The organism is Pseudomonas sp. H3_C08 (genome assembly GCF_054669455.1).
In genome coordinates this window covers 1,344,472-1,356,067 of record NZ_CP162803.1, presented here as the reverse complement: position 1 = coordinate 1,356,067, position 11,596 = coordinate 1,344,472, and the positions used below count along the sequence as shown (strand labels likewise).

Below are 11,596 nucleotides of genomic sequence, written 5' to 3'. Positions count from 1 at the left end.
CCGGCGCTCGCTCAGTGAGCCAATGCCTGTTGAAAGGACGTGTCGATAATCCCTGCGGTGACCAACGGTGCCGGCAGCGCTTTCACTTTGAACAGGAAATCAGCGGTACTTTGCAGGTCTGAAGCCGCCTGCTCGTCTACAGGTCCCAGAGTCATGTGCGCCTGACGCAACCAGTGGCGCGACACCTGCTGATCGAGATTGGCTTTCTTCGCCCACAGATCGGCGTATTCATCCGTGTGGCTGTCGACCCAGGCCCGCGCCTGCTTCAAGCGCCCGAGAAAATCCGCGATGGCTGCACGTTTGCTGTCAATCGACGGCGTGGATGCCGCGATTGCACTGAGCCCCGGCATCAGATTTTTTGCGGTCAGGATCGGCCGCGCGCCGGAAAATACGATCTGCTGGGAAATGTACGGTTCCCATACCGGGAAAGCGTCGATGCTGCCCTGTGGAAGGGCTGCGGCGGCATCGATCGGCATCAGCTTGACGAAGTCGACGTAGTTTTCCGGCAGACCGCCCTGCTCCAGGGCGCGCAAGGTCAACTGCTGACTCCAGGCGCCAGGCCAATAAGCGACTTTCTTGCCCTTCAGATCAGCGATGGTTTTTACCGGCGAGTCCTTCGGCACGAGTAACGCGATGGTGTCCGGATTCTGCCGCGATACGCCAATCAGCTTCACCGGCGCCTGCTTGGCAGCCAGAAACAGAAAACCGGAATCGCCCAGAAAGCCCAGATCCAGCGAACCGGTTTGCAAGGCTTCCGCCAAGGGTGCAGCGGCCTGGAAGTGCTTCCAGTCGACGGTATAAGGCGCGTCTTTCAACACGCCGGACGCCTCCACCGAGGCACGGATGTTGTAGTAGTTCTGATCACCGACGTGCAGGACCAAGGGCTCGGCTGCGTAGGAAAGTGGCGAGGTAAATAATGCAGTGATTAACGCACTGCGGAGGAAACGAGAAAGCTTCATGGCGAGTCCTGCGAAAGTAATTGCATAGACCATAACGCTGTTGATTCAAGGTTTTGAAATTCGATAAATGCATAAGCTCCTCACGGTTGATACTTGCTGTTTGCTTGCCAACAGTAGCGAATCACACTGTTTCCCCCGCAACAGCTGAAATCCTGCACCTGGCGTTAAAACCCTTATAAACCGGGGCTCTCAAGCACATGGCACAGAGCCTGCAATATTCCATTCATGCAGGAAGCATTCGCTAAAAATATTTTTTTGGACATAAGAAACCTGTGCCTTTGCCGGAGCGCTCCATGACATCGTTCTTTCCTTATTTCAAAACACTGCTGGCCGCCAGCGCCGTGATGCTGAGTCTGCAACCGTTCGCCCACGCGACTGAGACCGCGCCGGCGGAAGTGCATCTCGACTACGCCTATTACTCGCCAGTCAGCCTGGTGCTCAAGCACTTCGGCTTCCTCGAAAAGGCCTTGCCGCAAACCAAAGTCAGCTGGGTACTGAGCCAAGGCAGCAACCGTTCGCTGGAATACCTCAACAGTGGCGGCGTGGATTTCGCTTCTAGCGCCAGCCTTGCCGCCGTGCTAAGCCGGGCCAATGGCAGCCCGATCAAATCGGTCTACGTCTACAGCCGCGCCGAATGGACAGCGCTGGTGGTGCGCAAGGATTCGCCATATCAGACGGTCGCCGACCTCAAGGGCAAAAAGATCGCCGCCACAAAGGGCACCGACCCGTACCTGTTCACCCTACGCAGCCTGCAACAGGCCGGACTCAAAAAAGACGATGTGGAACTGGTTCACCTGCAACATCCGGACGGCCGCACCGCGCTGGAAAAAGGCGATGTAGACGCCTGGGCCGGCCTCGATCCGCACATGGCCGCCAGTCAGGTTCAGGCCGGCTCGCGCCTGCTCTACCGCAACCCGGCGTTCAACAGCTACGGCGTGGTCAGCGTCACTGAGCAATACGCCAAAGAACATCCGCAGACCATAGACACCGTGATCAAAGCCTACGAACAGGCCCGCGATTGGGCTTTGAAAAATCCTGATGAGTTCGCCGCCCTCCTCGCCAAGGAGTCCGGCTTGCCGCTGGACGTAGCCAAGCTGCAACTATCGCGCACCGACCTGAGCAGCCCGCAACTGACCCAACAGGACATCAGCGCCTCCAAGGCTGCGGCGCCGATTCTGGTCTCCGAGGAACTGGTGCGCCGTGGGGTGAATGTCGATCAAGTCATCGACCAACTGCTCGACAGCGGTGTACAGCAAGCCGTCGCCCGCCAGTAACCGATCAGCCTCACAACAAATCCGCGCCCGTCGCGGATTTGTTGTGAGCGGAGCCAAAAACCATGACCACTCACTGCAAAGACTTGCCCGCGCCACTTGCCGTTCCGCGCCAGCGTCCTGCGCGTTTAAATCCGGCATGGCAGCGCCGCTGCAAGGGCCTGGCCCTGCCGCTGCTGATCATCGTTGCGCTGGAAATTATCGTACGCATCGGGTGGCTGCCGTCCTACCAGATGCCGGCACCGAGCGAGATTGCTCTGACCCTCACCGACCTCGCTGAGGGTGCGCTGTGGAAACACATCGGCGCCAGCCTGATACGCGTGCTGCTGGGTTTTACCATTGGCGCCAGTCTGGCGCTGGTGTTTGCCGCCTGGGTCGGTTTGAGCCGCGAAGCCGAGGCCTATCTGGAACCGACTTTCGCCGCGTTGCGTTCAATCCCGAGCCTGGCCTGGGTGCCACTGCTGTTGTTGTGGCTGGGCATCGACGAGACCTCGAAAATCGTCTTGATCGCCATTGGTGCGTTCTTTCCGGTGTACGTCAACGTCGTCGCGGCCATACGCAACATTGACCGCAAACTGGTGGAAGTCGGCCGCATCTACGGCTTTAGCCGCTTGCAACTGGTAAGGCGGATTTTGCTGCCGGCCGCCCTGCCCGGCCTGTTCACCGGGCTACGCAGTGGCATGAGCCTGGCGTGGATGTTTCTGGTGGCGGCGGAACTGATCGCGGCCACCAAAGGCTTGGGTTATTTGCTCAGTGACGGCCGGGAAACTTCGCGGCCGGACATCGTGCTGGCCGCAATCATCGTGCTCGCCTTGCTCGGTAAACTCAGCGATGGCTTGCTGGCCATGCTCGAACGCCGCTGGTTGAACTGGCGTGACACATTCACCGGCCAAGGCGCCAGCGACTAAGCTGAAATCTCCAACCGGAGATTCAGCCGATGTGCGGAAGACTCTCGCAGTACCGTGGCATTCACGACTTCGTCGCGGTGCTGAGCATTCCCGACGCGTTGATCAATCACGTCGGCGATGCACCGCTCGACCGCTACAACGCCGCGCCGACTACCGCGCTGGCCGTCCTGCACCAACAAGGGCAACAGCTGCAGGCCGACAATCTGCGCTGGGGCTGGCGCCCGCACTGGGCCAAGGATCGCCCACCACCGATCAATGCCCGGGTCGAGAAAGTCGCCCATGGCCCGTTCTTCCGGACGATCTGGCGACATCGCTTGATTGTGCCCGTGGACAACTGGTTTGAATGGGTTGATAGCGAAGACAAATCCCGACAACCGTGGCTGATTCGTCGGGCGGATCATGGGGCGGTTTTCTGCGCTGCCATCGGCCAATTTCCGACAGCCGAAACAGCGACCCGGGACGACGACGGTTTCGTGATCATCACCGCCGATGCCGCCGGCGGCATGCTCGATATCCACGATCGTCGACCGGTGGTGTTCCGCGCAGAGTTGGTGCGCGAATGGCTCGACCCCGCAACCCCTGTTGAGCGCGCCGAGCAAATGCTGTTGTTCGAAGGTGAAGGCAGTGAAGTGTTCGAATGGTACAAAGTCGGCAAAGCGGTCGGTAACGCACGCAATCAGGGGGCCAGTTTGATTATTGAGCAGACTTAAACATCTGCCGACTTCACGCGTCTATCAATGTAGGAGCTGCCGAAGGCTGCGATCTTTTGACGCAGCGTTAGAAGAATAAAACTATTGCAACCTTCAGCGACTCATAAAGGCGAATCACTGCCGTTACAAACTCTGTTTCATCTTTGAAACGCTGCAAATAAAACACACGTTCGAATGAACAAACCGCCTGTCTGACATTTCAACCGTCATACATACATTTAGATGCACTACGGCTAGCATGCGCGCCGCCTTTCCGATTGGTATACCAGTTGACCAAAGAGTCAACAAACCAGGAATCCCCATAACGTCTACAAGCCTTGCAGAGAAATAAGTTGCGCGACGATTTTGCAATCAAACAGGTCAGCGGCCTGGAGTGTATTTATCTGTCCATGACAGAACGCTTTGAACTCGACTGTTTTATCGGCCACTACATCAAGACCCGAAACCTGCGTGCCGTTCCCGATATCGAACGCATCCTGCGCACCACCCTCGAAGGGTATCCCGGCCACGCGCCGGTGATGGTCAACGAGCTGAACGCATGGATCGACCGAACATTGGGATATCGGGCTTCACACCCCGATTTCACGCAGCTGGACGATCTCTGAACCCCAAAAAAACCCCGCATGTGCGGGGCTTTTTCGTAAAAATCTTCAAAACTTGCGGTCTGGATCTGAAAGCTCTGTGGATTCATCGCGCTTCCAGGTCTGTTCGTTGTGTTTCTCCCGCTCTATTTCTTCTTGCGTCGGTTCGTCCGTGTCTTGGTCATCCGTCTCTGGCTGCTTTGGCTCAGTCGTCATGTACACCTCCCGTCATCAGTTACCCGTCATCCTTGAAGCGTAGAACAGTTTCAAACGTACAACTTACAACCACCACCGCAGCAAAAAGAAGAACGCCATGCTCAACAACATACTGAGCAAAGTACTGCGCGTGTAAATCACCAGAGCGATCGCCACCAGCGAACTAAGCAGGTACGGATTGTCCCACTGCAGATTCAGCTGTTTGTCCGGCATGAAGACAATCGGCCCGCAGATCGCGGTGAGCATCCCCGGTACTGCAAAACCGAGAAACTGCCGCGCATTGCTACTCAAGCGCACCGGCAAACGCGGTTCAAGAAACACGTAGCGATTGAGAAAAACCAGAATCCCCATGCCGAAAATCACCGCCCAAACCATCATGTGCGCTCCCGATACAGCTTGTTGCAGATAAACCCTGCGGTCATTCCTGCCAACCCCGACAACACCAGGGCCGAGCCCCATTGCCAGTAACTGAACAGCACCGAACAAAACAGCGACACTGCCACGCAAACCACTGTCGGCACGTTGCGCACCACCGGTGTAATCAGGGCAATGAAGGTGGCGGCAATCGAGAAGTCCAGCCCCAGGTGCTCAAGCCCCGGAATGCTGCTGCCGAGGACAATGCCGGCCAGGGTGAACAGATTCCACGCGATGTAAAACGTCAGGCCGACACCCAGCGCATACCAGCGGTTGAACTGCTGGCGATCATGTTGACTGGTCAGCGCAAACAACTCGTCGGTGAGCAAAAAGCCCAGCCCGATGCGCCAGCGCCCCGGCAGTGGCGAAATCACCGAACGCATGCTCATGCCATACAGCAAGTGCTGTGAAGTCAGCAGCAGCGTGGTCAACAGAATCGAAAAAATCCCCGCGCCGCCCTTGAGCATACCGATCGCGACCAATTGCGCCGCGCCGGCAAACACAATGCTCGACAAGCCCTGCCCTTGCAGCGGTGTGAGGTTGGCCTCGATCGCCATGGAGCCAGCCAGTAATCCCCAAGGCGCGGTGGCCAAAGACAACGGCATGATCGCGATAGCGCCGCGAAGGAACGCACTGCGCGGCATAAGTGAGTCAGACATATCGCTCTTCAACAGTGGAAACAGCAACAGACTCTGCCAGCAAATCCCCTTGTCCGGCTTGAACAATCTTGCGCAATTGCGCTAAATCGCGCCGACTGTGGACGGCCATCGGCGTACCATGTGAGCCATTCACAAATGCGTCAGGGAGACGACATGCTGTACCGAATCGCAGCCGACGGGCTGGTGCTGTTTCATTTGTCCTTCATTCTGTTTGTGCTGTTTGGCGGGCTGCTGGTCCTCAAATGGCCACGTTTGATGTGGCTGCATTTGCCGGCTGCGGCCTGGGGCGTGGCGGTCGAGGTGCTGCACCTGACCTGCCCGCTGACTTACTGGGAAAATCTCATGCGCCACGCCGCCGGGCAGACCGAATATGCCGGCGGCTTCATCGAGCATTACATCTGGCCAATTATCTACCCGGCAGGCCTTACCCCGCAGATTCAACTGGCGCTCGGCAGCGTGGTACTGGCGATCAACCTGCTGGTGTATGGCCGTTTAATACGCTCATGGAAACTGCGTCGAGCCGTGTAATCAACGCGAAGTCTTCAAGGCTTCCAGCCAGACCGGATCCAGGCGCGTCTGCTCGGTATCGAGTCCCAGCGCCTGCATCCGCTCCTTGTGCGTTTCAACTTCCCGCCAAAGTTGCCCGTGATCACTGGAGTTGCCGTCCAGTTCGTGCATTTGCGTCAAGCCGAGATGGTAAAAGCGCAGAACCTTCATGGCCGTCGGATCATTCTTCTCCACGGCTGCAGTGACCTGATGCATGACGTTGGTGATGCTCATCAGACTGCGCTTGAGTCGCCAGCTGTACACGGCTGGCGCCATCCAGCTCTGATTCCAGAAGCGCCCGCGCAGTAACGCTGCGGTCAGCAGAAACGCCACAAACACGCCGCCGACATTGAAGCGCAGGTTATCGCCGCCAGGCTCGCCGAACAGCGCCACCGCCACGCTGGAAAACAACATCGCCAGCACCAGGAACAGCACGGCGATGATGATCGTGCTGCGGCGGGTCTGCTGGCGAAAAGTGGCGGCATCCATCGGCTGAATCTCGAACATCACAAATGACTTCCTTGAGCGACAAAAGGGCTAACTGAAAAAACCGGCCGGCGCATTATCGCCTCTACCGCGGATTTAGCTATGCTGGGGCTCCTTTTCATCTTTTCAGCGTCCAACGGGGACATGGCGGTACAGCGCAGATCGTGCCATCTTCATTCATGGATACACACTATTCGGATGCCATCGCCTAGTCTTGAGATGACATCGTTTTAAGGATCATTGCATGACCCAACGACACGTAATCAATGCCTCGGTCAGCCCGAAAGGCAGCCTGGAAACCCTTTCTCAACGTGAAGTTCAGCAACTGAGCGAAGCCGGATCCGGCAGTACCTACACCCTCTTCCGCCAGTGCGCCCTGGCCATCCTCAACACCGGCGCCCATGTTGATAACGCCAAGACCATCCTCGAAGCCTACAAGGACTTCGAAATCCGCATTCACCAACAGGACCGCGGCGTACGCCTGGAGCTGCTGAACGCTCCGGCCGACGCCTTCGTCGACGGCGAAATGATCGCCAGCACCCGCGAAATGTTGTTCAGTGCCCTGCGCGACATCGTCTACACCGAAAACGAACTCGACAGTCAACGCATCGACCTGAGCACCTCGCAAGGCATCAGTGATTACGTCTTCCACCTGCTGCGCAATGCGCGCACGTTGCGTCCGGGTGTCGAGCCGAAAATCGTCGTGTGCTGGGGCGGCCACTCGATCAACACCGAAGAATACAAATACACCAAGAAAGTCGGCCACGAACTGGGCCTGCGCAGCCTCGACATCTGCACCGGCTGCGGCCCCGGCGTGATGAAAGGCCCGATGAAAGGCGCGACCATTGCCCACGCCAAACAGCGTATTCATGGCGGTCGTTACCTGGGTTTGACCGAGCCGGGCATCATTGCTGCCGAAGCGCCGAACCCGATCGTCAACGAGCTGGTGATCCTGCCGGACATCGAGAAACGTCTGGAAGCCTTCGTGCGCGTTGGCCACGGCATCATCATCTTCCCGGGCGGCGCCGGTACGGCTGAAGAGTTCCTCTACCTGTTGGGCATCCTGATGCACCCGGACAACAAGGGGCTGCCGTTCCCGGTGATCCTCACCGGGCCGAAACATGCCGCGCCGTATCTGGAACAACTCGACGCCTTCGTCATCGCCACTCTCGGCGAAGCGGCCAAGCAGCACTACGAAATCATCATCGACGACCCGGCCGAAGTGGCGCGGCAGATGACTCAAGGCCTAAAAGCGGTGAAGCAATTCCGCCGCGAGCGTAACGATGCGTTCCACTTCAACTGGCTGCTGAAAATCGACGAAGGCTTCCAGCGCCCGTTCGATCCGACCCACGAAAACATGGCCAACCTCAAACTGCACCGCGACCAGCCACCGCACGAACTCGCGGCCAACCTGCGCCGAGCGTTCTCGGGCATCGTCGCCGGCAACGTCAAGGACAAGGGCATTCGCCTGATCGAAGAACACGGGCCGTACCAGATCCGTGGTGACGCGGCGATCATGCAACCGCTAGATGCGCTGCTCAAAGCCTTCGTCGCCCAGCACCGGATGAAACTGCCGGGCGGCGCGGCGTATGTGCCGTGTTATCGAGTGGTGGCGTAACCTTTAAGCCATCACACAATCCATGTGAGAGCTGGCTTGCCAGCGATAGCGGTCTTCCAGTCAACAGAGATGTTGAAGCAGATGACCCCTTCGCGAGCAAGCTCGCTCCCACAGGTTCTGTGGCGTGGCACAAATGGTATTTGCAACCTGAATCCCCTGTGGGAGCGAGCTTGCTCGCGAAGGGGCCCGATAGAACAACCTCAACCCGCCAATCGCACAGCCAGCGCCTTGGCCTGCAACGCCACATCCGTCACCGCCGTACTCTCCCACCACATCCCGCGCAATGGCGGCCCCATGGCAAACAACCGGCCAGCCGCGCGCCCCTCGGCATCCAGCACCGCGCCATCCACGGCCGCTGCGATTCCCAACGCCAACGGCCCCGGCTGCACCAAACTCCGCGCCAGCAGCTGCTGCGGCAACGGTCGTGCGACGCGGCGCCAGTCGTATTCGATGCCACTGGAATTAATCAGTGCAGCGCCCTGCACTACGCAAGTTCCAGACTCACCGCGACGCCGAATACAAATGCTGACGCCACCTTGCGGACTCGGCACAAGCCCTTTGAACGAAGCCGCCTGAATCCGCAACCGCCCTTCTGCGTGCAACCGTTCAACCAGCGCCGCACTCAACGGCGGCGAACGGTGATGATGACTTTCCCACCACGGCCGCACATGCCGTACGAATTGTCGACGCTGCGTGTCAGTCGCCTGGCTCCATAAGCGGGCGATGTGCACTCGAACAGTGTCCAGCGGCGCTTGCCAATCGATGCCTTGTGCGATGGCTGCCTGGCATTGCTGGCGTAATTCGCGCAACAGCTGCCGAGGCGTACGCAGGCTGTGATCGTCACCAAGAAAATCCACCCAGGCCGGCGGTTGTCGCCGCACATGGGGCAACAAACCATGGCGGGAAAATACTTCGATCGACCCGCGATGCCCGGCTTGCTCCAGCGACACCACGGCATCGACCATGGTCAGGCCGGAGCCGATGATCAGCACGGTCGATTGCGGGTCGAGCTGGCGCATGGCCGCGACATCCCACGGATCGAGCGCGGCGGCGTTGAGGCCGCTGGAGGTTGTCTGCGGGGTTCGCGCGGCCGGGAACATTCCAGTCGCCAGGACCGCGTAGCCTCCGCGCAGTGCCTGACCATTGCTCAGTGTGAGCTGCACCGAATCGGCCTCGACCTGCAGGTCGACGACCTCCGCGCGAAGGTGTTCAACGCTTGAGCCATTTCTCGCACCGACAAGGCGCGCTTCGGCCAGGCGCTGCTGCACATAGACCCCGAACAATCCACGCGGCGGAAACAGTTCACTGATCGGCACCTTCTGCTCGGCAGACTCCGGCCAGCCGCCAGCGGTAATGTGCTCAGTCAGCCACTGCGTCAGATCATCAGGATTATCCGGATCAACACTCATGCGCGCGGCGTTTCCGTTGAGTGTGTGACCCAACTCGACCGCGCTATAGGCCTCGCCTCGACCGATTTCGGCACGCGGTTCGATAATCAGGACATGGCGCCGGCCCGGCAGACGCAACAATTGCACGGCCAGCATCGTGCCGCTGAGGCCGCCGCCGATAATCAGGATGTCTGCACGCTGATTCATTCAAATCACCACATTACGAACAAACCGCGCCGGCACATCGCCATCGTTGCGATAGGAATGCGGTTGGTTACTGGCAAACATAAAAAACTCGCCCGTGCCGATGTGCTGCGGCTGATCGCCGAGCATCAGGGTCAGGCAACCCTCAAAGACGAAAATCTGCTCGCTCCAGCCCTCGGCATCGGCTTGCGAGGGGTAGACCTCGCCCGGTTGCAGGCACCATTCCCATTGCTCGACTTCGCGCGTCGCCGTGGCTTTGGAGAGCAGCACCGCTTTGCTGCCCGGGTGAGTGCCCGCCCAGGCCACCTCATTGATGCGGCTCGGATCACGCGCATCCGGCGCCTGGATCAGATCGCTGAACGCGACATCGAGCGCTTCGGCGACGCGATCAAGGGTGGTCAGGCTGACATTCTTCTCGCCCGCCTCAATCGCCACCAGCATTCGCCGGCTGACACCGGACTTTTCTGCCAGCGCGGTCTGACTCAGGTCGGCGGCATGCCGCAGACGCCGGACGTTCTGGCTGACGTGTTGCAGGACGGATGCCCGTTGCATTGAATCTTTGTGCACTATATTGCTCACTCGGTGAGGTTGGGCAGTATACTGCGCAACGTTGGGCGCATTGTGCGGCCTCCTTTTTATAGTGCGCAAGGTCATGACGTCGCAGAACAACTCCCCCACTCCCCTCAGTTTCTCTCGTTTCAGCAAAGCCGAGTGTGTGCTGGTGCTGATTACCATGGTCTGGGGCGGCACGTTCCTGCTGGTACAGCACGCGATGACGGTCAGCGGCCCGATGTTTTTTGTCGGTCTGCGCTTTGCTGCAGCGGCGGCTATTGTGGCGCTGTTCTCATGGCGTCATCTACGCGAACTGACCCTGTTCGAACTCAAGGCCGGCGCCTTTATCGGCGTGGCGATCATGCTTGGTTACGGTTTGCAGACGGTCGGGTTGCAAACCATTCCGAGTAGTCAATCGGCGTTCATTACTGCGTTGTATGTGCCGTTCGTGCCGTTGCTGCAATGGCTGGTGCTCGGGCGTCGTCCGGGCTTGATGCCGAGCATCGGGATCATGCTGGCGTTTACCGGGTTGATGTTGTTGTCGGGGCCGTCCGGGGCTGCGCTGAATTTCAGTCCGGGCGAGATTGCCACATTGATCAGTGCGATCGCGATTGCCGCTGAAATCATTTTGATCAGTACCTACGCCGGCCAGGTGGATGTGCGTCGGGTCACTGTGGTGCAACTGGCCACGACTTCGGTGTTGTCGTTCCTGCTCGTGGTGCCGACTGGCGAATTGATACCGGACTTTTCCTGGACCCTGCTGGTGACTGCGCTGGGGTTGGGCGCGGCGAGTGCGGCTATTCAGGTGGCGATGAACTGGGCGCAGAAAAGTGTTTCGCCAACCCGGGCGACATTGATCTATGCCGGTGAGCCGGTATGGGCCGGGATTGTCGGGCGAATTGCAGGGGAACGGTTGCCGGCGATTGCGCTGGTGGGCGCCGGGTTGATTGTGGCGGCGGTGATTGTCAGTGAGTTGAAGACCAAGGGTAAGGTTGCAGAAGCCGAAGCTGAGCTGGAGCGGGAAACCCAAGGTTAATCTGCAATATCTTTAGTGCCTGGACTATAGCTATCGCGAGCAGGCTCA

At 58.8% G+C, this 11,596-nt stretch carries 14 protein-coding genes; 7 read left to right on the top strand and 7 right to left on the bottom strand.

Annotated elements, in window-relative coordinates:
* Positions 1-11 precede the first annotated feature (11 nt).
* The gene (locus AB4N74_RS06355) at positions 12-959 is read right to left on the bottom strand and encodes an ABC transporter substrate-binding protein (RefSeq protein ID WP_099758714.1); all 948 of its coding nucleotides are present in this window, start codon (positions 957-959) and stop codon (positions 12-14) included.
* A 293-nt stretch (positions 960-1,252) separates the two neighbouring features.
* Here AB4N74_RS06355 and AB4N74_RS06350 point away from each other — a divergent pair, with 293 nt between their 5' ends.
* From AB4N74_RS06350 to AB4N74_RS06335, 4 genes are all read left to right on the top strand, one after another.
* Positions 1,253-2,233, top strand: a complete 981-nt coding sequence (locus AB4N74_RS06350) for an aliphatic sulfonate ABC transporter substrate-binding protein (protein WP_320337067.1) — start codon at positions 1,253-1,255, stop codon at positions 2,231-2,233.
* Positions 2,234-2,295: 62 nt separating this feature from the next.
* Positions 2,296-3,138, top strand: a complete 843-nt coding sequence (locus tag AB4N74_RS06345) for an ABC transporter permease (protein WP_093437364.1) — start codon at positions 2,296-2,298, stop codon at positions 3,136-3,138.
* A gap of 29 nt (positions 3,139-3,167) precedes the next feature.
* Positions 3,168-3,848 carry an SOS response-associated peptidase gene (locus AB4N74_RS06340; RefSeq protein ID WP_320337069.1) on the top strand — a complete coding sequence of 227 codons (681 nt, stop codon included), beginning with the start codon at positions 3,168-3,170 and terminating at the stop codon, positions 3,846-3,848.
* A 332-nt stretch (positions 3,849-4,180) separates the two neighbouring features.
* Positions 4,181-4,453, top strand: a complete 273-nt coding sequence (locus AB4N74_RS06335) for a hypothetical protein (protein WP_093437355.1) — start codon at positions 4,181-4,183, stop codon at positions 4,451-4,453.
* 45 nt (positions 4,454-4,498) lie between these two features.
* Here AB4N74_RS06335 and AB4N74_RS06330 read toward each other — a convergent pair whose 3' ends face one another.
* The 3 genes from AB4N74_RS06330 to AB4N74_RS06320 all read right to left on the bottom strand — a co-directional run bounded on the left by AB4N74_RS06330 (position 4,499) and on the right by AB4N74_RS06320 (position 5,718).
* A complete protein-coding gene (locus AB4N74_RS06330) occupies positions 4,499-4,645 on the bottom strand; it encodes a hypothetical protein (protein ID WP_194934374.1) in 147 nt (48 codons plus the stop codon).
* A 63-nt stretch (positions 4,646-4,708) separates the two neighbouring features.
* On the bottom strand, positions 4,709-5,020 hold the full coding sequence (locus AB4N74_RS06325) for an AzlD domain-containing protein (RefSeq protein ID WP_174244501.1): 312 nt from the start codon (positions 5,018-5,020) through the stop codon (positions 4,709-4,711).
* Positions 5,020-5,718, bottom strand: a complete 699-nt coding sequence (locus AB4N74_RS06320; protein ID WP_194934375.1) for an AzlC family ABC transporter permease — start codon at positions 5,716-5,718, stop codon at positions 5,020-5,022. Before AB4N74_RS06320 ends, AB4N74_RS06325 begins: the two co-directional genes overlap by 1 nt.
* Positions 5,719-5,871: 153 nt before the next feature.
* On the opposite strand from AB4N74_RS06320, the gene AB4N74_RS06315 reads away from it, so the two are divergent.
* The gene (locus AB4N74_RS06315) at positions 5,872-6,246 is read left to right on the top strand and encodes a DUF2784 domain-containing protein (RefSeq protein ID WP_186623561.1); all 375 of its coding nucleotides are present in this window, start codon (positions 5,872-5,874) and stop codon (positions 6,244-6,246) included.
* Here AB4N74_RS06315 and AB4N74_RS06310 read toward each other — a convergent pair whose 3' ends face one another.
* A complete protein-coding gene (locus AB4N74_RS06310; RefSeq protein ID WP_257358240.1) occupies positions 6,247-6,771 on the bottom strand; it encodes a DUF3087 domain-containing protein in 525 nt (174 codons plus the stop codon).
* A 223-nt stretch (positions 6,772-6,994) separates the two neighbouring features.
* Between AB4N74_RS06310 and ppnN the strand changes: the two genes are divergently transcribed.
* Complete coding sequence (ppnN, locus tag AB4N74_RS06305; RefSeq protein ID WP_007910770.1) at positions 6,995-8,368, top strand: nucleotide 5'-monophosphate nucleosidase PpnN; 1,374 nt, start codon at positions 6,995-6,997, stop codon at positions 8,366-8,368.
* A 200-nt stretch (positions 8,369-8,568) separates the two neighbouring features.
* Here ppnN and AB4N74_RS06300 read toward each other — a convergent pair whose 3' ends face one another.
* On the bottom strand, positions 8,569-9,963 hold the full coding sequence (locus tag AB4N74_RS06300) for an FAD/NAD(P)-binding protein (RefSeq protein WP_460098738.1): 1,395 nt from the start codon (positions 9,961-9,963) through the stop codon (positions 8,569-8,571).
* The gene (locus AB4N74_RS06295; protein WP_093437325.1) at positions 9,964-10,527 is read right to left on the bottom strand and encodes a helix-turn-helix domain-containing protein; all 564 of its coding nucleotides are present in this window, start codon (positions 10,525-10,527) and stop codon (positions 9,964-9,966) included.
* An 85-nt stretch (positions 10,528-10,612) separates the two neighbouring features.
* Here AB4N74_RS06295 and AB4N74_RS06290 point away from each other — a divergent pair, with 85 nt between their 5' ends.
* A complete protein-coding gene (locus AB4N74_RS06290; protein ID WP_320337070.1) occupies positions 10,613-11,548 on the top strand; it encodes a DMT family transporter in 936 nt (311 codons plus the stop codon).
* Positions 11,549-11,596: the final 48 nt, after the last annotated feature.